At 66.2% G+C, this 25,103-nt stretch carries 20 protein-coding genes and 1 tRNA gene; 12 read left to right on the forward strand and 9 right to left on the reverse strand.

Going from position 1 to position 25,103, the window contains the following annotated elements:
* The 4 genes from CEY11_RS11820 to CEY11_RS11835 all read right to left on the reverse strand — a co-directional run bounded on the left by CEY11_RS11820 (position 1) and on the right by CEY11_RS11835 (position 4,480).
* Entirely contained in the window at positions 1–825 is an 825-nt protein-coding gene (locus CEY11_RS11820) for an HpcH/HpaI aldolase/citrate lyase family protein (RefSeq protein WP_088603583.1), read from the reverse strand.
* A gap of 132 nt (positions 826–957) precedes the next feature.
* Positions 958–1,794, reverse strand: a complete 837-nt coding sequence (locus CEY11_RS11825; RefSeq protein WP_088603584.1) for an FAS1-like dehydratase domain-containing protein — start codon at positions 1,792–1,794, stop codon at positions 958–960.
* A 252-nt stretch (positions 1,795–2,046) separates the two neighbouring features.
* Entirely contained in the window at positions 2,047–3,570 is a 1,524-nt protein-coding gene (locus tag CEY11_RS11830; protein ID WP_088603585.1) for a fumarate hydratase, read from the reverse strand.
* A 142-nt stretch (positions 3,571–3,712) separates the two neighbouring features.
* A complete protein-coding gene (locus CEY11_RS11835; RefSeq protein WP_088603586.1) occupies positions 3,713–4,480 on the reverse strand; it encodes a crotonase/enoyl-CoA hydratase family protein in 768 nt (255 codons plus the stop codon).
* A gap of 234 nt (positions 4,481–4,714) precedes the next feature.
* On the opposite strand from CEY11_RS11835, the gene glyQ reads away from it, so the two are divergent.
* The 6 genes from glyQ to gloA all read left to right on the forward strand — a co-directional run bounded on the left by glyQ (position 4,715) and on the right by gloA (position 10,467).
* Complete coding sequence (gene glyQ, locus CEY11_RS11840; protein WP_088603587.1) at positions 4,715–5,623, forward strand: glycine--tRNA ligase subunit alpha; 909 nt, start codon at positions 4,715–4,717, stop codon at positions 5,621–5,623.
* Positions 5,620–7,851 (forward strand): glycine--tRNA ligase subunit beta, encoded by a 2,232-nt coding sequence (glyS, locus tag CEY11_RS11845; protein WP_088603588.1) that lies wholly within the window; start codon positions 5,620–5,622, stop codon positions 7,849–7,851. The genes glyQ and glyS overlap by 4 nt, the downstream gene beginning before the upstream one ends.
* Positions 7,848–8,387 carry a D-glycero-beta-D-manno-heptose 1,7-bisphosphate 7-phosphatase gene (gmhB, locus tag CEY11_RS11850; protein WP_088603589.1) on the forward strand — a complete coding sequence of 180 codons (540 nt, stop codon included), beginning with the start codon at positions 7,848–7,850 and terminating at the stop codon, positions 8,385–8,387. The genes glyS and gmhB overlap by 4 nt, the downstream gene beginning before the upstream one ends.
* Before the next feature lie 4 nt (positions 8,388–8,391).
* Positions 8,392–9,120, forward strand: coding sequence for a lysophospholipid acyltransferase family protein (locus CEY11_RS11855; RefSeq protein ID WP_088603590.1), 729 nt, complete (start codon positions 8,392–8,394; stop codon positions 9,118–9,120).
* A complete protein-coding gene (locus CEY11_RS11860; RefSeq protein WP_088603591.1) occupies positions 9,107–9,994 on the forward strand; it encodes a M48 family metallopeptidase in 888 nt (295 codons plus the stop codon). Before CEY11_RS11855 ends, CEY11_RS11860 begins: the two co-directional genes overlap by 14 nt.
* Positions 9,995–10,086: 92 nt before the next feature.
* On the forward strand, positions 10,087–10,467 hold the full coding sequence (gene gloA, locus CEY11_RS11865) for a lactoylglutathione lyase (protein ID WP_088603592.1): 381 nt from the start codon (positions 10,087–10,089) through the stop codon (positions 10,465–10,467).
* 564 nt (positions 10,468–11,031) lie between these two features.
* On the opposite strand, the gene CEY11_RS11870 is transcribed toward gloA, so the two are convergent.
* Positions 11,032–13,266: an acyl-CoA dehydrogenase gene (locus tag CEY11_RS11870; RefSeq protein WP_088603593.1), complete on the reverse strand. Its 2,235-nt coding sequence runs from the start codon at positions 13,264–13,266 to the stop codon at positions 11,032–11,034.
* Between the two features lie 264 nt (positions 13,267–13,530).
* Between CEY11_RS11870 and CEY11_RS11875 the strand changes: the two genes are divergently transcribed.
* Complete coding sequence (locus CEY11_RS11875; RefSeq protein ID WP_088603594.1) at positions 13,531–14,760, forward strand: nucleoside recognition domain-containing protein; 1,230 nt, start codon at positions 13,531–13,533, stop codon at positions 14,758–14,760.
* A 473-nt stretch (positions 14,761–15,233) separates the two neighbouring features.
* Here the strand turns inward: CEY11_RS11875 and rsmA are convergent, their stop codons facing one another.
* From rsmA to CEY11_RS11890, 3 genes are read right to left on the reverse strand one after another with little or no spacing between them, the layout of a single operon-like run.
* Positions 15,234–16,022 (reverse strand): 16S rRNA (adenine(1518)-N(6)/adenine(1519)-N(6))-dimethyltransferase RsmA, encoded by a 789-nt coding sequence (gene rsmA / locus CEY11_RS11880; RefSeq protein WP_088603595.1) that lies wholly within the window; start codon positions 16,020–16,022, stop codon positions 15,234–15,236.
* Between the two features lie 7 nt (positions 16,023–16,029).
* Entirely contained in the window at positions 16,030–17,580 is a 1,551-nt protein-coding gene (locus tag CEY11_RS11885; protein WP_088603596.1) for a peptidylprolyl isomerase, read from the reverse strand.
* Positions 17,580–19,946, reverse strand: coding sequence for an LPS-assembly protein LptD (locus CEY11_RS11890; RefSeq protein ID WP_088603597.1), 2,367 nt, complete (start codon positions 19,944–19,946; stop codon positions 17,580–17,582). Before CEY11_RS11890 ends, CEY11_RS11885 begins: the two co-directional genes overlap by 1 nt.
* A gap of 179 nt (positions 19,947–20,125) precedes the next feature.
* Here CEY11_RS11890 and CEY11_RS11895 point away from each other — a divergent pair, with 179 nt between their 5' ends.
* The 5 genes from CEY11_RS11895 (at position 20,126) to CEY11_RS11915 (ending at position 24,119) form a co-directional block, all read left to right on the forward strand.
* Positions 20,126–21,169, forward strand: a complete 1,044-nt coding sequence (locus CEY11_RS11895) for an aminoglycoside phosphotransferase family protein (protein WP_088603598.1) — start codon at positions 20,126–20,128, stop codon at positions 21,167–21,169.
* A complete protein-coding gene (locus tag CEY11_RS11900; protein ID WP_088603599.1) occupies positions 21,169–22,029 on the forward strand; it encodes a nucleotidyltransferase family protein in 861 nt (286 codons plus the stop codon). Before CEY11_RS11895 ends, CEY11_RS11900 begins: the two co-directional genes overlap by 1 nt.
* Positions 22,030–22,335: 306 nt before the next feature.
* Positions 22,336–23,043 carry a DUF6776 family protein gene (locus CEY11_RS11905; protein ID WP_088603600.1) on the forward strand — a complete coding sequence of 236 codons (708 nt, stop codon included), beginning with the start codon at positions 22,336–22,338 and terminating at the stop codon, positions 23,041–23,043.
* A gap of 122 nt (positions 23,044–23,165) precedes the next feature.
* Positions 23,166–23,241, forward strand: a tRNA-Lys gene (locus CEY11_RS11910).
* A 245-nt stretch (positions 23,242–23,486) separates the two neighbouring features.
* The gene (locus CEY11_RS11915; protein ID WP_088603601.1) at positions 23,487–24,119 is read left to right on the forward strand and encodes a hypothetical protein; all 633 of its coding nucleotides are present in this window, start codon (positions 23,487–23,489) and stop codon (positions 24,117–24,119) included.
* 100 nt (positions 24,120–24,219) lie between these two features.
* Here CEY11_RS11915 and CEY11_RS11920 read toward each other — a convergent pair whose 3' ends face one another.
* Positions 24,220–25,092 carry an NAD-dependent protein deacetylase gene (locus CEY11_RS11920; RefSeq protein ID WP_233154844.1) on the reverse strand — a complete coding sequence of 291 codons (873 nt, stop codon included), beginning with the start codon at positions 25,090–25,092 and terminating at the stop codon, positions 24,220–24,222.
* Positions 25,093–25,103: the final 11 nt, after the last annotated feature.

Genomic DNA, 25,103 nt, shown 5'->3' on the forward strand with positions numbered 1-25,103 from the left:
TCAATCCGCGCGTTCGAGTATTTTCCTGGCGCGCGCAATGACAGGCGCGTCGACCATCTTGCCCTCGAACTTGAAGGCCGACGAACCGCTGGCCTCGGCGTGCTCCACCACGCGCCGCGCCCAGTCCAGCTCTTCGGGCGCGGGCGCATAGGCCTGGTGCACCACCGCGACCTGCGCCGGATGTATGCACAGCATGCCCGCAAAACCCATGTCGCAGGCGCGCCGCGCCACGGCCGCCAGGCCCTGGGTATCGGAAAAATCGGGGTACACCGTGTCCAGCGGCGCATTCAGGCCGTGCAGGCGGCTGAGCAGCAGCACCTGCATGCGCACATGATCCAGCACCACCGAGGCCGCCTCGGTATCGACCGCCACGCCCAGATCCAGCATCAGATCCAGCGCGCCGTAGCTCAGCCGCTCGACGCCCGGCACGGCGGCCAGCGCATCCAGCGCAAGCACGCCTTTGGCGCTTTCCACTACCGGAAACAAGGGTTTGCCGGCGGCGGCTGCAAGCTTCACCTGCTCCGCGGACTCGGCCTTGGGCAATATCACAGTCGTCACATTGGGCAGATCGCGGCAGGCGGCGATGTCGTCGGCAAACCATGCCGTGGCGGCGTCGTTGACACGCACCATGAACGAGGCCTCGGGATGCTCGCGGGCATAGTGCTGCATATTGGCGCGCGCCGCGTCCTTGGCTTCGCGCTCGACCGCGTCTTCGAGATCCACGATGACCGCGTCGGCCCCGGCGGCCAGGGCCTTGGCAAAGCGCTCGGGGCGCGTCGCCGGAACGAACAGCGCCGTACGCAGGCGCCTGGCGGTATTGCTCATAGCTTTATCGTCCTTGTGTAGATCATTTATCTGTCGGCCATTGCTGCAACGACCCCTTCTAGCATAACCATTTCATTGCAGCCCGGGGCTATGCCGCCCCCGCCAGGCCCATGCCGGCCATTGCCGCGCCGATCAGCGCGGCTCCGCATATTCGACGCGCGCCTGATGCGCCAGCATGCCGTCCTGTTCGGCCCACAGCGAGGCGGCGCCGTCGCCATCGAGGCGGCCGGCCACCCGAAAAGGGTGCGGCGCGATCAACGGGCGCAGCCCGCGGTACGAAAATGCAGCCACCGGATGCCGCGGATGAGCATGCACGAAGGCCCGCGCCATCAGGGTGGCGATGAGCGGCCCGTGCACCACCAGGCCCGGATACCCCTCGGACTGCCTGACGTACGGATCGTCGTAATGAATGCGATGGCCATTGAACGTTACAGCCGAATAGCGGAACAACATCACCGAAGTGGGCGTGACGGTCTCGAACCAGCCGGCCTCGGGCGCCGCCTGCGTGCCCTCGAGCTTGGGCGGCGCGGGCTCGCGATAGACCACGTCCTGCTCTTCGTCCACACACAGCCGGCCGCCCTGCAGGTATTCGTGGCGCACTGTGACGAACAGCAATTTGCCGGTGCGCCCTGTTTTTTCGACCACCTCGGTAATGGTCGACTTGCGCTCGGCCGGCACGCCGATGCGCAAAGGCTCCAGGAATTTCAGGCGCCCGCCCGCCCACATGCGGTTGCGCTTGGCAGCCGGCGGCATGAAGCCGCCGCGCCGCGCGTGGCCGTCTTCGCCCAGCATGTCGTAGGGCAGGGCCGAAACGAAGAAAGCCCAGTGCCACAGCAGCGGCAAGGGATCGCCGGGGCCTGGCGCCGGCTCGTCCAGCGCCAGGGCGACGCGCTGCGCGTGCCCGGCATCGAGATTGTCGGGGCAGGATTCGCTGCGGCCCTTCCAGGTAGTGGGATCAAAGTCTGTCATTTGCGGTGCGCGGCTCGGGCCGCCTCATGGGAACCCCCACACAATGCCTGTGGTGCGGGCTGCTGGCAATTTGCATTTTTGCAAGACGGCCTTGGCCGGCGGCAAACACCGGCGCGTGCCAGGCACATACGGGCTTGCGATCAACAAGAGAACAAGGCACGAGGCTGGAGAACGGCACAGGGTGCGGCAAGGCGCGGCAACTCCGTTATCTCGCAGCAACGCCGTTATTATCTTATTGATCGCGAATCCGTGTCAGGCCTTCACCAGCGATATGGTGGCAATACGCTCCTTCCATTCGCGCGGGCCGGTCTGGTGCACCGAGGTGCCGCGCGCATCGACCGCCACCGTCACCGGCATGTCCTTGACGTCGAACTCGTAGATCGCCTCCATGCCCAGGTCGGCGAAGCCCACCACCTTGGCGCCGCGTATGGCTTTGGACACCAGGTAAGCCGAGCCGCCCACCGCCATCAGGTAGGCCGACTGATGATTGCGGATCGACTCGATGGCCACCGGCCCGCGCTCGGCCTTGCCGATCATGGCGATCAGGCCGGTGCGGGCCAGCATCATGTCGGTGAACTTGTCCATGCGGGTGGACGTGGTCGGGCCGGCGGGGCCCACCACCTCGTCGCGCACCGGGTCGACCGGGCCGACGTAATAAATGACGCGGTTCTGGAAATCCACCGGCAGGGGCTCGCCGCGCTCCAGCATTTCCTGGATGCGCTTGTGCGCCGCGTCGCGGCCAGTAAGCATCTTGCCCGACAGCAGCAGCGTCTGGCCGGGCTTCCAGCTGGCGACCTGCTCTTTGGTCAGGGTGTTCAGGTCGACTTGCAGCGACTTGTTGTAGTCGGGCGCCCAGTGCACGTCGGGCCAGTCGGACAATTGCGGCGGCGTGAGCTGCGCCGGGCCGGAACCGTCCAGCTCGAAATGCACGTGGCGCGTGGCCGCGCAATTCGGGATCATGGCCACCGGCTTGGAGGCGGCGTGGGTCGGGAAGGTCTTGATCTTGACATCCAGCACCGTGGTCAGCCCGCCCAGCCCCTGCGCGCCTATGCCCAGGGCATTGACCTTCTCGTACAGCGCGATGCGCAGCTCTTCCAGCTTGTTCTGGGGGCCGCGCTGCAGCAGCTCGTACATGTCGATGTCGTCCATCAGCGACTGCTTGGCCATCAGCATGGCCTTTTCCGCGGTGCCGCCCACGCCTATGCCCAGCATGCCGGGCGGGCACCAGCCCGCGCCCATCTGCGGCACGGTCTTGAGCACCCAGTCGATCAGCGAATCGCTGGGGTTGAGCATCGCGAACTTGGACTTGTTCTCGGAACCGCCGCCCTTGGCGGCCACCTGCACGTCGACCCGGTCGCCGGCGACCAGCTCGACGTTGACAATACAGGGCGTGTTGTCGCGCGTGTTGCGGCGCGCGAACAGCGGGTCGTCCAGAATCGAGGCGCGCAGCGGATTGTCGGGATTGGTGTAGCCCTGGCGCACGCCCTCGTCGCAAAGTTCCTGCAGGCTGCGCTGGGTGTCGAAGCGCACGTTCATGCCGACCTTGAGGAAGACATTGACCACGCCGGTGTCCTGGCAGATGGGCCTGTGCCCCTCGGCGCACATGCGCGAGTTGGTCAGGATCTGGGCGATGGCGTCTTTGGCTGCGGGGCTCTGCTCGCGTTCGTAGGCGCGCGCCAGGTGCCGGATATAGTCGGCCGGATGATAAAAGCTGATGAACTGTACCGCGTCCGCAATGGACTGGATCAGATCGTTTTCTCTGATGGTGGTAGTCATGAAGAAGAGAACCAGGAGGGAGGAAACTGAAGACGAAGCGCCGGCATGAAGAGCCGGCGCGGCCCGGCGCAGCTGCGCCGCGGTTCGGCGCCTGCGCACGGCGCTACGCAGCGCCGGCCGCGGCGGGCCGGCCTGCGCCCGGCTATTTGCCCTGCCAGACGGGCTTGCGTTTTTCGGCAAAGGCCAGAGCGCCTTCCTTGGCGTCGGCCGAAGCGAAGATGTGGGCCACGCGCGGGCGCTGCAGATCGAACATGTCGGCCTGGCGCCAGTCTTTCGACTCGGTGACGATGCGCTTGGCGGTACGCACCGCCAGGGGGCCGTTCTCGACAATGACGCGCGCCAGGGCCAAGGCCCCTTCCAGCGCCTGGCCGGGCTCGACCAGGCGATTCACCAGGCCGTGTTCGTAGGCGCGCTGCGCCGGCAGCATCTCGCCGGTGAGTATGACTTCCATGGCAATGTGATGAGGAATGCGCTGCGGCAGGCGCAGCATGCCGCCCGCCCCCGCCACCAGCCCGCGCTTGACTTCGGGCAGGCCGAAATTGGCATTGCTGGCGGCCACGATCAGGTCGCTGGCCAGGGCCAGCTCGCAGCCCCCGGCCAGGGCATAGCCTTCCACCGCGGCAATCAGCGGCTTGGCCGGCGGCCGCTCGCACAGGCCGCCGAAGCCGCGCCCTTCTATCAGCGGGCGCTGGCCGGTGGCGGCGAATGCCTTCAGATCCATGCCGGCCGAGAACGTGTTGCCGGCGCCGGTGAGTATGCCCAGGACGATGTCGGGATCGGCATCGAGCCGATCGAGAGCGGCGGCCAGCTCGACGGCGGTCTCGTAGTTGATGGCGTTGCGGGCCTCGGGCCGGTTGATGGTGATCACCAGCATCCGGTCTTCGGCTTGCACCTTGACCAAATCAGACATGTACTGTTCCCCTAGAAGACGGGCGCTTATACGCGCAGACATTGAATTCGTCGACAGCCGCTATCATACGACCAATCACCACCGCGGCGAATCCGCGCGGCCCCGGCCGGCCGCCGCGCCGGCGAGAGCATGCGGCCCGCAGCACGCGCCCAGCGCATCGCCAGGCGCGGAAGCAGTTAAAATCAAGGACTTTTGCAGTCAACTTTTACGGCCCCGCCGACGGCTTTCCGACTCATGCTCTCTTTCCAGCAAATCATCCTGACCCTGCAGCAATATTGGGACAAACAGGGCTGCGCGCTGCTGCAGCCCTACGACATGGAGGTCGGAGCAGGCACCTCGCACACCGCGACCTTCCTGCGCTCGATCGGGCCCGAACCGTGGCGGGCGGCCTATGTGCAGCCGTCGCGGCGCCCCAAGGACGGCCGCTACGGCGACAACCCCAACCGGCTGCAGCACTATTATCAATACCAGGTCGTGCTCAAGCCGGCCCCGCCTGAAATCCTCGATCTGTATATCGGCTCGCTGCGGGCGCTGGGCATCGACCCGACGCAGCACGACATCCGCTTCGTCGAAGACGACTGGGAAAACCCCACGCTGGGCGCCTGGGGCCTGGGCTGGGAGGTCTGGCTCAACGGTATGGAGGTCACGCAGTTCACCTACTTCCAGCAAGTCGGCGGCCTGGACTGCCTGCCCACCACCGGCGAGATCACCTATGGCCTGGAACGCCTCGCCATGTACCTGCAGAACGTCGAAAGCGTCTACGACCTGGTCTGGACCGAAGGCGCCGGCGGCCAGCGCGTGCTGTACCGCGACGTCTTCCACCAGAACGAGGTCGAGCAGTCGGCCTACAATTTCGAGCACGCCTCGACCTCGATGCTGTTCGCGCACTTCGGCGACTATGAAGCCGAGGCCAAGCGCCTGATCGAAGTGCCGCTCGCCCTGCCCGCCTACGAGGCCACGCTCAAGGCCGCGCACACCTTCAATATGCTCGACGCCCGCGGCGCCATCAGCGTGACCGAGCGCGCCGCCTATATCGGCCGCATCCGCAACCTGTCGCGCGCGGTGGCCCAGGCTTACTACGATTCACGCGAGAAACTAGGTTTTCCCATGCTAGGCAATCATCAAAATCTGGAGGTCGCATGATAAGCGCCTCCGCCCGGCCGCCCGAAGGAGGCGCTTCCTCCCATGGGGAGGATGTCGCGCAGCGACAGGAGGACACACCCATAAGCTCCGATTCCTCGTCCACACGGCCGCTACTGCTCGAGCTGTTCACCGAAGAACTGCCGCCCAAGGCGCTGCAGGCGCTGGGCCAGGCCTTTGCCGCCGCGGTGCAGGCGGTGCTCGAGAAGCAGCGCCTGCTGGCCGCGGGCTGCGGGCTGCGGGCCTACGCCACGCCGCGCCGCCTGGCGGTGTGCCTGGACGCCGTGCTGGGCCGCGCGCCGCAACAGCCATACACCGAAAAGCTCATGCCGGCCAAGGTCGGCCTGGACGCCGCCGGCGCCATGACGCCGGCGCTGGTGAAAAAACTCGCCGCCAAGGGCCTGGGCCACCTGGGCGCAGCCGACCTGATCCGCGAATCTGATGGCAAGCAAGACTATCTGTACGCTCGCGGCGTGGCCGAGGGGGCGACGCTGCAGGCCGGACTGCAAGAGGCGCTGGACGCCGCCATCGCCGGGCTGCCCATACCCAAGGTCATGCGCTATCAACTGGCCGACGGTGTCACCAGCGTGAAATTCGTGCGCCCGGCGCACCGCCTGGTGGCGCTCTGGGGGCCCGACGTGGTGCCGGTGCACGCCCTGGGCCTGGAAGCCGGGCGCGAAACGCAGGGCCACCGCTACATGTCGGCCGGCGTCATCGCCATCGACTCGCCGCAGTCCTACGAGCGCCAGCTACAGGACGAAGGCAAAGTCATCGCCTCGTTCGAGGCGCGGCGCGCCGCGATCGCCGCGCAGCTGCGGCAGCATGAAGCCGCGCTCGGCGCCACGGTGGGCACCGATCCCGAGGTCGACGCGCTGCTCGACGAGGTCACGGCGCTGGTCGAGCACCCCACCGTCTACGTCGGCGAATTCGATCCGCAGTTCCTGGCCGTGCCACAGGAATGCCTGATCCTGACCATGCGCCTGAACCAGAAGTACTTCCCGCTGTTCGAACCCGGCACGGGGCGGCTTACGCACCGCTTCCTGATCGTCAGCAACATGCAGCTCGACGATCCGCACAACATCGTCGAAGGCAACCAGCGGGTCGTGCGCCCGCGCCTGGCCGACGCACAATTCTTTTTCGACACCGACCGCAAGGTGCCGCTGTCCTCGCGCGTGCAATCGCTGGGGCAGATCGTCTACCACAACAAGCTGGGCACCCAGCTCGAACGCGTCGAGCGTGTACGCCGCATTGCGCGCTACATCGCCGAACAGCTCGACGCCGACGCGCAGCTGGCCGACCGCTGCGCCCTGCTGGCCAAGGCCGACCTGGGCACCAGCATGGTGGCCGAATTCCCTGAACTGCAAGGCATCATGGGCGCCTATTACGCGGCCGCCGATGGCGAGCCTGCGGAACTGGTTCAAGCCCTGAAGGGGCAGTACCGCATCCGCCTGGATGCCCCGGTCGACGTATCCAGCCTGGCCGCCGCCATCCTGTTCATGGCTGAACGCACCGAGACACTGATGGGCATCTGGGGCATAGGCCTGGTACCCACCGGCGAGCGCGACCCGTACGGCCTGCGCCGCGCCGCGCTGGGCCTGATCAGCGCCTACGAACAGCTCGACGCCGGCGGCCATTTGTCGGCCAGCCATGCCGCGCGCCTGGCCTTGCCCGAGCTGCTGGCCTACACGGCCTCCACCTTCGACACCCATCCCATCGCGGCCGGCACCGCCGACGAAGTCCAGCACTTCATCTACGAGCGCTACCGCAACCAGCTGGCCAATGACTACGACCGCAACGTGGTCGACGCCGTACTGGCCGTCGAGCCGCCGCTGCACCAGGTGCTGGCACGCGTGCAGGCCTGCGCCGGCTTCGCCCTGCGTCCCGAGGCGGAAAGCCTGGCGGCCGCCAACAAGCGCATCACCAACCTGCTGAAGAAGGCCGAGGGCGAGATCGGCAAAGTCGATACGGCGCGCCTGGCCGAGCCGGCCGAACAGGCGCTGGCCCAGACCATCGCACGCCTCGAACCCGAAGCCCAGGCGCAGTTCGTGCGCGGCGATTTCGCCGCCAGCCTGGCCACGCTGGCGCAAGCGCGCGACGCGGTCGATGCCTTCTTCACCGACATCATGGTCATGGCCGAAGACCCGGCCGTGCGCGCCAACCGCCTGGCCTTGCTGGCCGGCCTGCACGGTGTCATGAACCAGGTCGCCGACATTTCAAGGCTGGCACAGTGAAGCTCGCCATACTCGACCGCGACGGCGTGATCAATCACGACAGCGAGCACTACATCAAGAGCCCCGAAGAGTGGCTTGCGCTGCCCGGCAGCCTGGAGGCCATTGCGCGCCTGTCGCGCGCCGGCTGGCGCGTGGTGGTGGCCAGCAACCAGTCGGGGCTGGCGCGCGGCCTGTTCACCATGGAAACGCTGAACGCCATCCACGCCAAGATGCGCAAGGAAGCGGCCGCCGCCGGCGGCAGCATCGACGCGGTCTTCGTCTGCCCGCATGGGCCGGACGAAGGCTGTGGCTGCCGCAAGCCCGAGCCCGGGCTGTTCCTCGACATAGGGCGGCGCTACGACACCGATCTGCGCGACGTGCCGGTTGCCGGCGACTCGCTGCGCGACCTGCAGGCCGCCAGCGCGGCGGGCTGCTCGCCCTGGCTGGTGCTTACCGGCAACGGCCGCAAGACCTGGGACAAGGGCGACCTGCCGGCCGGCACGCAAGTGGTGGAAGATCTCGCCACCGCGGTCGACGCCTGGCTGCAAGAGACCTGAAGACATGGCCGCGCTGCGCTCCGCGATCTACCTGCTGTTCCTGATAATCACCGTCATCCCGTATGCGTTCGCCTGCATGCTGTGGGCGCCGCTGCCCCTGCACTGGCGCTTCCGCCTGACGGCGGGCTGGCCCAGGCTGGCAATCTGGGGCGCCAAGGCCATCGTCGGCATACGCTGGCGCATCAAGGGCATCGAGAACCTGCCCGACGGCCCCGCCATACTGCTGTCCAAGCACCAGTCGGCCTGGGAAACCCTGTTCCTGCCGGCCCATATGCCGCGCGACGTGTGCTTCGTCTACAAAAAAGAACTGCATCGCGTGCCCTTCTTCGGCTGGGGGCTGGCGCTGCTGCGCATGATCCCCATCGACCGCAGCAAGGGCCGCGACGCCTTTGAACAAATCGTGCGCCTGGGGCGCGAACGGCTGGATCAGGGCCGCTGGCCGGTGCTGTTTCCCGAAGGCACCCGGGTCGCGCCCGGCAAGACCGGGCGCTACAAACTGGGCGGCGCCATGCTGGCGGTGCGCACCGGCGCGGGCGTCATCCCCATCGCGCACAACGCCGGCGAATGCTGGCCGCGCAACGCATTCATCAAGAAGCCGGGTTTGATTACACTATCGATCGGTCCCATGATCGCCAGCGAAGGGCTAAGCGCCGAGACGCTCAACGGCAAAGTCCGGGACTGGATCGAAAGTGAAATGCGTCAACTCAACCCCGAACGCTATGAACGAGAGTAGGCAGCTCGATCTGTTCATCGACGCCCCGCCCCCCACCCCGCCGGCGCCGCGGCCGCCGCTGCGCAACACGCCGCGCCCGGCGCGCGGCGACACGACGGTGCCAACACTGCGCCCGCAATCGCTGGCGGCCGGCATGCGTTGGCGCGAGGTGCGCGCCAGCACCCAGCTCATAGGCTTCGTGCTCAAGCGCTCGCGGCGCAAGAGCATAGGGCTGACCATCAACGACGACGGCCTGCTGGTCACCGCGCCGAACTGGGTGACGCTGGCGCAGATAGACGAGGTCGTGGTCGAGAAATCCAACTGGATCCTCGACAAGCTCAGCGCCTGGTACGACCGCCGGGCCCAATTGGCCATGGCCGATACGCACTGGCAGGACGGCGGCGCAGTGCCCTACATGGGGCGGCGCATCGTGCTGCGGCTGGGCGGCGCCCACGACCACACGCACCTGCAGGGCGTGGAGTTCGAACCCAGCGACGGCGACGTGCTGAACCTGGCGCTGCCGCGCGACGCCGATCACGGCCGCATCCGCGATGCCGCCTATGCCTGGCTGCAGCAGCAGGCCCGCACCTGGTTCGAGCAGCGCCTGCGGTACTTCCTGGATGCCCAGGGGCTGCAGCTGCGGCGCTGGCGGCTGTCGTCGGCGGCCACGCGCTGGGGGTCTTGCAACAGCGACGGCAACATCATGCTGAACTGGCGCCTGATCCATTTCGAACGCGATATCATCGACTACGTGGTGGCCCACGAAATCGCGCACTTGCGCGAAATGAACCACAGCAAGGATTTCTGGCGCGAGGTGGGAAGGATCCTGCCAGGCTTCGAGCGTGCGCGCGATGCCTTGCGACAGCACGACCCGGCCACGCTGCCGCTGATTTGATGCGGCATGGCGTGCCGCTACCGGGTGGCCCCGACGGGCCAAGGCCACGGCCCGCGCCCATCACGGACAACACGCAAACCAAGGAGTAATCGATGCGTCTTCTACACACCATGCTGCGGGTCGGCGACCTGGATCGTTCGCTGGCTTTCTACACCGAGGTCCTGGGCATGCGGCTGCTGCGCCGCAAGGATTATCCAGACGGCAAGTTCACGCTGGCCTTCGTCGGCTACCAGGACGAGTCGGAGGGTGCGGTGATCGAGCTGACCCACAATTGGGATACGGCTTCGTATGATCTGGGCAATGGCTATGGCCACATTGCGCTGGAAGTGCCGGATGCTTACAAGGCCTGTGCCGAGATCAAGTCGCGCGGCGGCAAGGTAACGCGCGAGGCCGGCCCCATGAAGCACGGCACGACTGTCATCGCGTTCGTGGAAGATCCGGACGGCTATAAGATCGAGCTGATCCAGCACTGATTTTGTGTGCTTGAGGCGCCGCGGTTGTCGCGGCAGGTCAATTTTGTGTTCTTTTGCCGCAGGACAGCCTCAGCGGTTTAAGAACCACACCCGGTGGGCCAAGAGTTCACTCAGCGGCCGAAGGATTCGGTGTATTGCGGCGATGGTGGTATTGCGACGATGGATGGTTCTTTAACCGCCGGGGCTGCCCTGCGGAGTTCCGATGCTCGGCAGACTCGCCTGCGCTTCGGACTCCTCCGGGGTCCCCGGCTCGCAGCCCAGCATCCTGATCGGTTGTTATCCCGTTTCTAAACCAAGTTTGGTTTAGAAACGGATTAAAACCCCTCGCATGCCGCAGCGCGAGCTGAGGACCCCGGAGGAGTCCGAAGCGCAGCCCGAGTTTGGGCGAGCATCGGAACTCCGCAGGGCAGCCTCAGCGGGTTAAGAACTACACCCAGCAGCCCAAGAACTCACTCAGCGCTCAAAGGACTCAATGTATTGCGGCGATGGTGGTATTGCGACGACAATTGGTTCTTGAGGCGCCGGGGCCGCCCCGCGGCTTAAGTACGACAACCAACACCGTCATCACTCTTGCGCATCGCCCTCCGATCGGGCAAACGCCCCTGCAGCAAAATCATCGACCTCGATCGCCTGCGCCGTAGCCTCTTCGGCTTGCTGCAGCAATTGCGCCTGCTCGTCGTTGATGGCGCCCTTGGCGTGAGCCTCGTGCCAATCATGCACACCCGAGCGGTGCACCAGGTCGCGTAGCGGCTGCGACTCCACCGCCAAGCGGAAGGCACGCTCCAGCGTCTGTACGCTCTTGGCCTCGAGCCTTTCCCACACACCGCCGACCAGGCGGTTGCGCGTCTCGGAAGGTTCCAGCAGTGCTTGCGCGCAGGCGGCGGTGTTCCGATCCTGCGGCGGCTTGGCCCGGGCGATCGGCGGCAGCACCACGACCCGCAACAGCAGCGCCAGCCAGCGCAGCGGGAAATTGCGCAGCACCGCATCCAGGCGCCGCTCGATGATGGCGCAGCCATTGTCGACGCACCACTGCACCAGGGGCAGATCGGCCTCGTGCCGGCCCTCGTCCTGCCAGCGCTTGAGCACGGCCGACAGCAGGTACAGCTCGGCCAGCACATCGCCGAGCCGGGCCGACAACATTTCCCTGCGCTTGAGCGAACCGCCCAGCGTGAACAGCGCCGCTTCGGATACCAGCGCAAAGGCCGAGGCGTAGCGCGCCAGGCGCCGGTAATGGCCCGCGGCCGCTCCCGCATCGCGCGGCGCGCGGGCGATGCGGCCGCCCGTCCATGCCTGGCCCAGCGCCCTGAAGAGATTCCTGGCGCTGTGCGCGGCATGGTTCCAGATGACGGCGTCGAAGGCGCGCTGCCCGGCGTCCTGGTCGCTGTCGGCGAGCGCCGAGATTTCCTGCATGAGATAGGGATGGGAGCGGATCGCGCCCTGCCCGAATACGATCAGGTTGCGGGTCAGGATGTTGGCGCCCTCGACCGTGATGGCCACCGGCACGGCACGGTACAGTCCGCCCAGATAATTGCGCGGCCCGTCGATGACCGCCTTGCCGGCGTGCACGTCCATGGCCGCGTCGACCGACTCGCGCATGCGTTCGGTGGCGTGCAGTTTCATGATGGCCGAGATGACCGCGGGCTTGCGGCCCATGTCCAGCCCGGCGCAGGTCAGGCGGCGCGCGGCCTCTACCAGATAGGCATTGCCCGCCAGGCGGCCGAGTTTTTCCTGCACGCCTTCGAACTTGCCCACCGGGATGCCGAACTGCGTGCGCACCCTGGCGTAAGCCCCCGAGGTATGGGCGGCGAAGGTGCATGCCGCCGCCGACAGCGACGGCAAAGAGATGCCGCGCCCCGCGGCCAGGGCGCTCATCAGCATCTGCCAGCCGTGCCCGGCCTTGGCCGGCCCGCCTATGAGCGCGTCCAGCGGCACGAAGACGTCGTGCCCTTCGTTGGGGCCGTTCTGGAAGGCCTGCATGGCCGGCAGGTGGCGCCGGCCGATGCGCACGCCGGGCAGGTGCGTGGGCACCAAGGCGACGGATATGCCGATCTCGGCGGGCCCGCCCAGCAAGCCCTCGGGGTCGGACAGCTTGAAGGCCAGGCCCAGTACCGTAGCCACCGGACTGAGCGTGATGTAGCGCTTGCGCCAGTTCAGCAGTATTCCTAATGTATCTACGCCGTCGAGCTCGCGGCGGCACACCACGCCGGTGTCCACCATGGAGGCGGCGTCCGAGCCCGCGGCCGGGCTGGTCAGGCCGAAGCACGGGATTTCTTCCCCCCGCGCCAGGCGCGGCAGCCAGTAGTCGCGCTGCTCTTGCGTGCCGAATTGCAGCAGCAGCTCGCCCGGCCCCAGGGAATTGGGCACCATGACCGTGACCGCGGCGGTGACCGAGCGCAGGGAAATGCGCCGCACCACTTCGGAATGGGCATACGCAGAAAAACCCAGGCCGCCGTATTGGCGCGGGATGATCATGCCGAAGAAGCCCTTGTGCTTGAGGAATTCCCATACTTGCGGCGGCAGGTCGTAGTCGCGCCACGATATGGCCCAGTCGTCGAGCATGCCACACAATTGCGCCACCGGGCCGTCGAGAAAGGCCTGCTCGCCTTCGGCAAGCCGGGCGGGCGCGACATCCAGCAGGGATTGCCAGTCGGGCTGGCCGGAGAACAGTTCAGCATCCCACCATACGTCGCCCGCGTCGATGGCTTCGCGCTCGGTGGGCGACAGGCTGGGCATGGCCGCGCGGGCCTTGCGGTACAAGGGTTCGGTAATCCAGCGCTTGCGCCAGGCTCTCCAGTCCATGATTCCCCTTTTTGTCCGGCACCGGCCGGTTCGTGTGCGCGCACCCGCCGGCGCGGCCCGCGGCGATTCGCCGCGAACTCGCTGACAAGCCGGCGATTGGATCCGGTGCAAATTCGCCCATCCATTATCGCCCATGGGCGTGCCGGGCAACAATCCGCCGGCCGGGCCGCGGCCCTGCGCGACCCAAGCGCCCGCGTGCCCGACGGGCCGGACTCTGCGACAATCTGGCTTTACCCGCAAGACGGCGTACGCCCGGTTCGACTCATGCTCAACCCCCTCTGGTTCGGATTTTTCCTGCTTGCCTGCGCATCGGGGCTGTACCACTGGCTGTTCCTGCACGATCCCCAGGTGTTTTCGCGGCTGGTGCTGAGCCTGTTCGACATGGCCAAGCTGTCGGTCGATCTGATGATTTTGCTGTTCGGCACGCTGACGCTGTGGCTGGGCTTCCTGCGCATCGCCGAACTGGCGGGGCTGATAGACCGCCTGGCGCGGCTGCTGGCGCCGCTGTTCGCGCGCCTGATGCCCGAGGTACCGCGCGGCCACCCCGCGCTGGGGCTGATCACCCTGAACTTCGCCGCCAATGCGCTGGGCCTGGACAACGCCGCCACGCCCATAGGCCTGCGCGCCATGCGCGAACTGCAGACGCTCAACCCCACGCCCGATACCGCGACCAACGCGCAGATATTGTTTTTGGTGCTGAACTCGTCCTCGCTCACGCTGCTGCCCGTAACGATCTTCATGTACCGCGCGCAACAGGGCGCGGCCGACCCCACGCTGGTGTTCCTGCCCATACTGCTGGCCACCTCGGCCTCGTCGCTGGCCGGCCTGCTGGCGGTGGCTTTCATGCAGCGGCTGCGGCTGCGCGACCCGGTGGTGCTGGCGTGGCTGGGCGCGCTGGTGCTGGGGCTGGGCAGCTTCATGGGCCTGCTCTACACGCTGTCGGCGCAAGCGGTCGAGGCACTGTCATCGCTGCTGGGCAATCTGACGATGTTCGGCATCATCATGCTGTTCCTGCTGGCGGGCGCGCGCCGCAAGGTGCCGCTGTACGACGCCTTTGTCGAAGGGGCCAAGCAGGGCTTCGCCATTTCGCGGGATTTGCTGCCGTACCTGGTGGCGATGCTGTGCGCGGTAGGCGTGCTGCGCGCCTCGGGGGCGCTGGATGCGGCGCTCGACCTGATACGCTGGGCAGTGCATGCGGGGGGGTTCGACACGCGCTTCGTGGACGCGCTGCCCACGGCGCTGGTTAAGCCGTTCTCGGGCAGCGCGGCGCGGGCGATGCTGATCGAAACGATGCAGCATTACGGTGTGGACAGCTTCCCGGCGCTGCTGGCAGCGACGGTGCAGGGCAGCACCGAGACCACGTTCTACGTACTGGCGGTGTATTTCGGCGCGGTGGGGATACAACGGGCGCGGCATGCGGTGGGTTGCGCGGTGCTGGCCGATGTGGCGGGGGTGCTGGCGTCGATTGCAGTCAGCTATTGGTTCTTCGGCTGATGCAGCCTTGCAGGTGTGATCGAGGCAGCGTGCGTGTCGTGTTTACTTGGCAGTGATTTGGTGTTCATTTTGTGTTCTTGAGACGCCAGGGCTGCCCTGCGGAGTTCCGATGCTCGGCAGACTCGCCTGCGCTTCGGACTCCTCCGGGGTCCCCGGCTCGCAGCCAGGCATCCTGGACGGTTGTTATCCTATTTCTAAACCAAAACGGTTGTTGTCCCGTTTCTAAACCGAACTCTGTTTAGAAACGGATTAAACCCGTCACATGCCGCAGCGTGAGCTGAGAACCCCGGAGGAGTCCGAAGCGCAGCCCGAGTTTGGGCGAGCATCGGAACTCCGCAGGGCAGCCTCAGCGGATTAAGAACTACACACAGCAGCTCAAGAATTCCACCCAGCGACCAAAGGATTCCGTATATTGAAGGCGATGATTATTTCTTGAGGCGCCGGGGCAGCCCCGGCGGCTAAAGAAAACAATATCAGCCCCGCAGCACCCCATCGGCATATAACTGATCGGCCAGCGCAATGAATTGCGCCACCGACAATTCCTCGGCGCGGGCGGTGTCGGGGATGCCCAGGGCGTCCCAGTCCAGGCCCTTGGCCCAGTCGCCCAGCGCGCGGCGCAGCATCTTGCGGCGCTGCGCGAAGGCCTTGGCCACGACGCTCTCGAAGGCCGCCTGGCTGGACGGCTGCGGGCGCGACGAACCCAGGGGCTTCATGCGCACCACAGAAGACTGCACGCGCGGCGGCGGGTCGAAGGCCTCGGGCGGCACGTCGAACAGCTTGAACATGGCGTAGCGCGACTGCAGCATTACCGACAGGCGCCCGTAGTCGCCGGAACCGGGCAACGCGACCATGCGATCCACGACCTCTTTCTGCAGCATGAAATGCTGGTCGCGCACCACATCGGCGAACAGCGACAAATGGAACAGCAGCGGGCTGGAGATGTTGTAGGGCAGATTGCCGACGATGCGCAGGCCCTCGCCCAGCGCGGCGAAATCCACTTGCAAGGCGTCGGCCTGCACCACCCGCAGGCGTTCTTCGGGGTATTCGCGCCGCAGCCGCTCGCCCAGGTCGCGATCGATTTCCACCACGGTCAGGTACGGCAGGGCCTGCAGCAGCGGGCGCGTGAGCGCCGACAGGCCCGGGCCGATCTCGACCATGGCGTCGCCCGGACGCGGGGCGATGGCCCGCACGATGGATTCGACCACCGCCTCATCGACCAGGAAATGCTGGCCGAAGCGCTTGCGCGCCTGGTGCCCGGACACGCCGCGCTCAGCCGGGGCGCCGGCTCGATTCCGGATCGAGCCTGTTGTCGATATAGGCCTTGCCGCGCAGTTGGCTGAGCCATGCTTCGTACGCGGGTTCTTCGCGGCGCTGGAACAGGATCTGGCGCGCCCGGATGCGCTTGTATTCCTGGGACATGTCTTTGGTGCGGCGGCCCTCGACCTCGATCAGATGCCAGCCGAAGGGCGAGCGCACCGGCTGGCTGACCTGGCCCGGCTGCAAGGCGTTCATGGCTTGTTCGAAGGCCGGCACGGTTTCGCCCGGGCTGAGCCAGCCCAGATCGCCGCCTTGAGGCGCGGTGGCGTCCTGCGAATACAGCCGTGCCAGATCGGCGAATTTCTCGCCGCTTTCGATGCGCTGGCGCAGGCGTTCCAGCAAGGCCTGCGCCTGGGAGTCGGACATCACCTTGGTGACCTTGATGAGGATATGGCGCGCATGCGTCTGGGTCACCATCATGGGCCCCTGCGGCATGGCCTGCGGCTGCGTCGGGCCCAGGCCCGCGGCAGGCTCGGGCGCCGCGGGAGCCGCGGCCGGCGCCGGCCGCTGCCCGGTGGGGCCGCGCGTCAGCACCTTCAGTATGTGAAAGCCGTTGCCGCTCTGGATGATGCCGCTGATCTGGCCGACCTGCAGCCCCTTGGTCGCATTGATGAACAGATCCGGCCAGCCGCCCACCGGCCGCACGCCCAATACCCCGCCATGCATGGCCTGGGCATCGTCGGACGAAGCCGCCGCGACGCTGGCGAAATCGGCGCCGGAGCGCAGCTTGGCGAGCACGGACTCGGCCTTGCGGCGCAGTTCCGCGACTCGCTCGGTCGACGCCCCTTCCGGCACCGCCACCAGTATTTCGGCCAGGCCGAGCACGCGCGGCCCGCTTTGCGCGGGCGGCGGCGGAGCGGGCCGGGGCTGAGCCGGCGCGGCGGCGGGCGCCGCAGGCTGGCTCGGCTGGGCGGGCTGATTGCCCTGATTCTGCAAATAGGAATCGACGTCGGCATCCGACACGACGATTTTCGTGTCGACCTCGCGCTGCCGCAATTTGTCGGTCAGGATTTCCTGGCGCAGAGTCAGCAAGTACTGATCCCAGGGAACGCCGGTCTTGGGCACTTCCTGCTGCAGGCGCTCGACGCTGATGTGGTTGCGCTTGGCCACCGTCTCGACGGCCGCCTGCAGGTCGGCATCGGTTGCCGCGATGCCCAGCGTGCGGGCTTCCTGGCGCAACAGCTCATCGGTGATCATGCGTTGCAGCACCTGGTGCTGCAAGGTCTTATAGTCGGGCACGGCGATCTTCTCCGCCTTGAGCTGCGCGGCGACTATCTTTACCTGCACGTCGACCTGGCCCAAGGTGATCACGTGCTTGTTCACCACCGCCGCGATGCCATCGACGAATTGTTCCGACTGCGGAGCCTGTTGCGCGGACTTGGCTGGCGCCGGCGCATGATGCGCGGCCGGCTTGCGCGCAGCCTGCGCAGGGCCGCAAGCCAGCGCCCCGAGCACCGGTACCCATAGCGCCGCGAGCCAGCGCTTCGTATCCGGACTATGCATTATTCATACCTCTCGAAGGTAGTTTTTGGTGGGGTGGGCGTCGTAATCGGCTCGTAGCCGGTGATGGTCTTGCTCAGCAGGCTCATGGGGTCGGTGCCCAGCGAACCCAGGCCGGACAGCTCCAGCTGGAAGAACAGGGCCGTGTTGGCCTCCTGGGCCGACACGGCGTAGCGCTGGAACACCACCCGCGCCGCCCAGCAGCAGTCGCCCTTGTATTCCAGACCCACCACCGCCTGGGTGGTGCGCTTGTCCTGCAGCGAATAGTCCCAGCGCCCCAGCCCATAGATTTTACTAGTGATGGGCCACTGGCCCGACAGGGTGAAACGCTCGGGGCTGCTGTAGTCGACATTGTTGTAGACAATGTCGGGATTGCTTACCGTCGCCGGGTAGCGCTGATAGCGATACGAAGCCGACAGGATCGCCAGCCGCTTGGGCTGCCACCTGAAGCCCGCCGACATTTCATCGCGCTCTCTGGAGTAGGGGCTGAACTGCGCGTCGAAGCGCGTGCTCAGGGTATCGGTCAGCGCGGCGCCGGCGCCCACCAGGAAATCGGACTTGGTGTTGGTGCGCGGGGCTTCGCCGGGCAGCGTAACCTGCTGATCCTCGAAATAGATGCGCTGCGCCGCCTGCAGGGTCAAGCGTTCGAAGCCGGTTTTCTCGTCCAGCCAGCGCGAAGTCAGCCCCAGGGTGATCTGATTGGCGTTGGCGATGCGATCCCAGCCTCCGCTGTACAGGTTCTCGCTGAAAGCCTGCGAGAAATTGAAAGAGGCCAGCGCGGTGTCGAAGACGGGCAGCTGCGACTGGTCGCGATACGGAATGCGCAGATAATAGATGCGCGGCTCCAGCGTCTGGATCGAGTCGTGGCCGAACAGGCTGGTATTGCGCTCGAAGGTCATGCCGGCGTCCAGGGACATGATCGGCAAGATCCGCGACTGGGTGCGCGGGTAGTTGGCCAGACCGTACCAGTCGGTGTTGTACTGGCTCATGTGCAGGCCGACCTTGGGCGTCAGGTACCAGCCCGCGTGCACGATGGGATAAGACAGCGTGGTGTACGACGTGAAGCGCGTGCCGTCCGGCACCACATGATTGCCGTAGATCTGGCGGCCGTTGTAGTAGGCGCTGCCGAAGGCGGCAATATCGCCCGAGTACACGGGCGAACGGAACTTCGTCACGTAATTGTCCGACTGCACGTCGAAGCCGCCCCAGCCGTAGCGCGCGCCTCGCACGTGCAGTTCCGGCAGCTTGTCGTAAGGCGGCAGGGTGTAGCTGGCGGTGGAGTCCTGCAAGGTCTGGTAGGTGTAGGTCTGCAGGTAGGCGCTCCAGTACTTCAGGCCGCTCCAGTTTACTTGCGCGACACTGGGCACCGTATTGGTAATGGCGTCGTTCAGGCCGAAAGAAGTGAAATCGCGGAAGTAATTGTCGTCCGACACGCGGCGCAGATCGTACATGGCGCTGAAGCCGCCGCCCAGGTTCTGGCTGTGCTTGGCGATGTACATCCAGCGCGGATTGCCGGTGTCCTGATCCTTGGGCAAATAGGCGCCGCTCAGCGAACCGTTGTAGCTGTCGCCCAGGTAGCGGAATTCACCACCCATTTCCAGGCCGCGCTTGCTCATGTACTTGGGAATCAGCGTCGCGTCGTAGTTCGGCGCAAGATTGAAGTAATAAGGCAGCGAGAATTGCAGGCCGCTATTGCTGGTGGTGCCGTAGGTCGGCAGCAAAAAGCCCGATTTGCGCTCTTTCTTGATGGGAAAGGTCAAATAGGGGGACGCAAGTATGGGCACGCTCTTGAAGTACAGCACGCCGTTGTGCGCCACGCCCTCGTTGGCGTCGAAATCCAGGTCGACCTTGGAAGACTCTATGTACCAGGACGGATCGGGGCACGGGCAGCCGGTGTAGACGGCCTGGTTCAGGCGCATCTTGCTGCGGCTCAGGATGTCGGCGCGCTCTGCGCTGCCCGAGCCGCCGTTGGCCCCCAGCCAGAAGTTCGGGTCATTCACCTGCCCCGTGCTGCTGTTGACGTTGTAGTCCAGCTCGGGGCCCGTGACGATGCTGGCATCGCGCATGATCAGGCCATGCCCGACCACGTGCACCTGGCCGGTGTTGCGCTGATAGTCGATGCGGTCGCCCTTGACCACGGAATCGATGCGGCGCACCTCGGCCGCGCCGCTCAGCGTAACCTTGCCGTCCGGGTCGGACTCGACCTTGTCGCCCACCAGGAACACCGACATCTGGTCTTCGTTCAGTTTCGTGTGCAGCTGCAGATTGGGCGAGACGGCCAGCCCGGGCAGCGTGGCGGCCTGGCTGCCCCCGGCCGCGGGCGGTTCGGCCCGCGCCGCCGGCAGGGCCGCCAGGGCCACAAATAGCATCCACCAAACCCAACGCACGAGCCTTACGTCTCCAAGAATGAACCGACACCTGCCGCGGCCCCGGCACCGCCCGCAACGCTCGGCGACCCGGTATTATAGAGAACAACGCAGCCCAGGGAAGCTCCGAGGCGGCCGGGCCGGCTGCCGCCTCCCGCAGGGCGCATTTTCATGGAGTAACTTTGAATTCCAGTCCCGACCCGCGGCTTGCCGCCGTACAGAACTGGCTGAGGCAGGTCGCCCCGGCCCACGGCCTGGACGCCGACAGCCTTGCGCCGGCCTCCAGCGACGCGAGCTTTCGCCGCTACTTCCGCGTCCACGGCCAGGACGGCCGCACGGCCATCGTCATGGATGCGCCGCCCGAACACGAAGACTGCCGCCCCTTCCTGCACGTGGACGGCCTGCTGCGGGACGCCGGCCTGAATGTGCCCAACATCTTAGCGCAAGATCTGCGGCTGGGCCTGCTGTTGCTGTCCGACTTAGGTGAAAAAACATATTACCAAGCCATCCAGGAAGGCCTGGACGACGCGCGCCTGCAGGCGCTGTATCGGCAGGCCCTGGCCGCGCTCGTCAGTATGCAGCGGGCGGCCACCACCGGCCTGCCCTCCTACGATCCGCAGCGCCTGGCCCAGGAACTGGCCATTTTCCCCGAATGGTATGCGACCAGGCACTGCGGCGCCGAACTCGGCCCGCAAGACCAGGATATCCTGCAACAAGCCTTTGCCGCGCTGATCGCCGACAATGTCCGCCAGCCCACCGTGCTGGTGCACCGCGACTTCCATTCGCCCAACCTGATGCTGTGCGAGACGCCGCGCCACGGCGCCAACCCCGGCATCATCGACTTCCAGGACGCCCTGGCCGGCCCGCTCACCTACGACCTCGCCTCGCTGGTCATGGACGCGCGCACCACCTGGGAAGAACCGCAGCAGCTCGACTGGGCGATCCGCTACTGGGAAGCCGCACGCGCCGCCGGCATCGGCATTGCCGCCGACTTCGCCGACTTCCACCGCGCCTACGAATGGATGAGCCTGCAGCGCAACCTGCGCATACTCGGCGTCTTCGCCCGCCTGGCCTACCGCGACGGCAAGCGCCACTATCTGCAGCACATGGCTCGCGTCAACGCCTACGTGCGCCAGGTCGCCTCGCGCTACAGCGTCTTCTTCCCCCTGCTGCGCCTGCTCGACCGCATCGATGACCGCCAGGTCACCAGCGGATACACCTTCTGATGCGCGCCATGATTCTCGCCGCCGGCCGGGGCGAGCGCATGCGGCCCCTGACTGACACCCTGCCCAAGCCGTTGCTGTCGGCGGCAGGCAAGCCCCTGATCGTCTGGCACATCGAACGCCTGGTGCGCGCCGGCATACGCGAGATCATCATCAACCATGCCTGGCTCGGTCGGCTTATCGAAGAACGCCTGGGCGACGGCCGGCGCTACGGGGCTAGTATCTCGTATTCCGCGGAAAGGCAGGCCCTGGAGACTGCCGGGGGCATCGCCCAAGCCCTGGAATTCTTCCGCGGCGAGCCCTTTCTGGTCGTCAACGGCGATATCTGGTGCGAGTGGGATCCGGCCGAAGCCTTGGGCCGGCAAACCGAACTGGCCGCGGCAGGCCTGCAGGCCTGGCTGCTGCTGGTGCCCAATCCGCCCCACCATCCGGGGGGCGACTTCGAGCTGCAGGCCGACGGCATGCTGCGCGACCCCGCCACAGACACGCCGCAAGCCGCCGCCAGTCGGGACGCCGGCGCTGCCGACATGGGCGGCGCCGGCTCGCATACGGCGGCCGATGCGCATCCCGGCGCCCGAACTGCGCGCGGTGCGGCGGCCGCCAGCGGATCCGACACGCGGCGGTATACCTATTCCGGCATCGGCGTTTATCATCCGGCGCTCTTTTCCGGCCTGGAAAAAGACCGGCCGGCACCGCTCGCCCCGCTGCTGCGCCAGGCCATGCGGGCCGGGCAGGTGGCGGGCCGGGTATACGAGGGCACCTGGATCGACGTCGGCACGCCGCAGCGGCTACGCGAAATAGACTGCCTGCTGGGCGCGCGCGCCGGAACCGCGAGCGCGGCAGCAAGCCCCAAGGCCTGTTGACACGGCAAAAAGCGCCATACCGGCAAGCATATGGGCTCCGGGCCAAGCCGCGCGACCGGCCGCTTCGGGCAGCGAGCCCGCAAGCAAGCATGGCGCCCCTGCCCCACCAGGGTGGATATCACAAGCCAGCAACGCTACACTGACGGGGTCGCCGCCGCGGCCCGGATGTATCAAAATCCGGAAAAACGCAAGCAAAACCATCTGTCACCGCTTGCGCATCAAATTCCAGACTAAGCTTTAAAAATTTTTTCGGCTCCCCCTGTCCGCCGGAAGGGCATGCCGCAAGCCATACAGGATATCTCTACAATGCCCGGTTTTGGTTCCTCCAAGCGCCCCGCCTTCAAACCCACCGCCTACGGCAGCACGCGCCGCACGCGCCGTGTGCCGCGCTGGCTGGTACTGCTGCTGACGGGCGTCGTGCTAGGCGCCGGAGGCCTGCTGTTCCTGCAGAAGAACTACGGGCCGCCACGGCTTACGGTAGAGCAGTCCGAACAGCTGCACAACGACCTGAACAACAGCAACCTGGACAAGCAGCGCCTGCAGTCGCAACTGAACCAGGCCACGCGCGACCTGAGCGCCGCCCGCAGCAAGATCGGCAGCCTGACGACCCAGGTGCAGCAGGCCCAGGCCCAAGTGGCCAAGACCGCCAGCGACCTGCAGCTGTTCGTCAATGCCATGCCGCCCGGCCCGCGCGGCACGTCGCCGGGCATACGCTCGGCCGCCTTCGAGAACAATGCCGGCAATCTGGACTATCAGATCCTCATCATGCAAGATCCGGCAAAAAAGATCGCCACCTACCAGGGCACCCTGGAACTGGTCGTCGCCGGCAATTACACCAGCGGCAAACACGCCAATATCACTCTGCCCATCGGCGACACCAGCCTGCAGCAATACGTGTTCGTGCGCGGCAGCGTGCAGTTGCCCGACGGCTTCAGCGCCCGCCAGGTAACCATACGCCTGACCGATGGCAACAAGCGCCTGAGCGCGACCCGCACCCTGCGCGTATCGCGCTGACGAGCCAGAGCACCGGGGCGCTGCGACAGCAATGGTGCTGCGCGCACGCCCCCGCTTCAATTTGACAGCCCGGGCCCGATTGCGCATAATTTCGCTCTTTCGCCGGTTGTTTTCGTCCATACGGGTCGTTAGCTCAGTTGGTAGAGCACCGGACTTTTAATCCGATGGTCGCGCGTTCGAGTCGCGCACGACCCACCAAAAACCGCCAGCGAAATCAAGCATCCAGCCCACCTGCCCGGTGGGCTTTTTGCTTTGCAGCCCAATGTTCAAAGAGGCTTTCCGCCTACCCGATGGCCCCTACGCCCATGAGCCGCGCTGGCCACGCTGCTGCTGTTCGCCAATACGGAGCAACCTATAATGCCAGTCTTATCAATTCCCCGGGTGAAAGGCGCATGAGGCGGCTTGCGCAATTATCCAGACTCATGGCGCCTGGGCTGGCAGCAATGCTGCTTGCCGGGTGCGGCGGCTGCGACATCATGGATCCGTCGGCCTCTGACTCGCTGGCGTGCATGCCGGCGCTGGCGGCGGCGATCGTGGCGCTGCCGGTGCGCCCCTTGATGGATGCCCACGAACAGCAAGAATTCAAATCCCGGCGTCCGGTCTGGCATCTGGCCGCCGCACAAAAATTCGGCGAGCTCGAATTGCCTGCCGGCACCACCGTCTACCTGTATCTCAATGCCCCCGAAGATCGTACTCGTGTCACACAGGAAAGCATGGACGAGATCCAGCTTCCCGCCAGCGGCATGACATGGCGCGGAACAAAACTGTACGGACATATGCTGCGCGCCGAATACGAGCAAACATACTGGCTGGTTCGGCTGACGGAGAATCAGCCGGTGCAGGGCTGGCCTTGCGCGCGGGGCGCCGCTACGCTGTGGAACGATGGCAATTTGCGCGGCTGCCGGCTTGCCACCGACCATCGCGTAAGCGGCAAGCTCGAGACGGAGCCCGGCGCGACCGTACACACCCTGCAGGCGGGCAGCGAAATACTGGTCTTCGCGGACGCGCTGAAATACACCACCGACGGTGGCCGGCAACAACGGCTGGAGCACTGGTCGCACGATCCGCAGCCATAACGCCGATACGCAGTTGTCCCCAGCTTCTGTGGACAAGCCTTGGGATAGTCCGCGAACATTGCGAAAAAACGCTGCAAGAACAAGCCTCTGCAGCCAGCGGTCAAGAACGGCTCAGGGCCGCGGCATCGGACGCTGCGGCCGCGTCCGGCGGCACAGCGCCGGAAGCCGTAAGCCATGCAAGCGCCGCCGCGCAAGGCTGCTCCACCTTCAAGGAAAGCAAGCCATCGGCACGCGTGCGGCCGAGATTGAGAGCCGCGATGGGCAGCCCGTCCTGCGCCGCGGCCTTGATGTAGCGGTAGCCCGAATACACCATCAACGACGAGCCGACCACCAGCACCGCGTCGGCCTGCCGCAGGCCCGCCAGGGTGGCCTCGACACGTGTGCGCGGCACGTTCTCGCCGAAGAACACCACATCGGGCTTCACGATGCCGCCGCAGCGCGGGCACGGCGGCACGGCGTAACTGGAAAAATCCAGGCCTTCGAGTTCGGCGTCGCCGTCGGGCGCGTCGGCGGCCTCGAGGTTGCACCATTGCGGGTTGAGGTCTTCAAGTTCGCGCTGCAGCTCGCCGCGCGGCCGCAACAGGCCGCATTCCATGCAGCGCACCCGATCCAGCCTGCCGTGCAGATCGATGACATGCAGGCTGCCGGCGGCCTGGTGCAGCCCATCGACGTTCTGCGTGGCCAGCAGCGCCACGCGCCCGCGCCGCTCCAGTTCGGCCAGGCCGAAGTGCGCCGCATTGGGCCGCGCCGCGCTGAAGCGGCGCCACCCCACCATGCTGCGCGCCCAGTAGCGTGCGCGGCGCAAGGGGTAGTCCATGAAGGAGCGGAAATCCATCGGCGGCGGACGCTTCCACAATCCGCCGGCATCGCGATAATCGGGAATGCCGGAATCGGTGCTGCAGCCCGCGCCGGTCAGCGCGAACAATTTTTCGTACTTATCGACAAAAGCTTTCAGGTCGGAGAGCTCAGCCACTTGCGCAGGCT

Source organism: Candidimonas nitroreducens (assembly GCF_002209565.1).
GTDB classification, from domain to species: Bacteria; Pseudomonadota; Gammaproteobacteria; order Burkholderiales; family Burkholderiaceae_B; genus Candidimonas; species Candidimonas nitroreducens.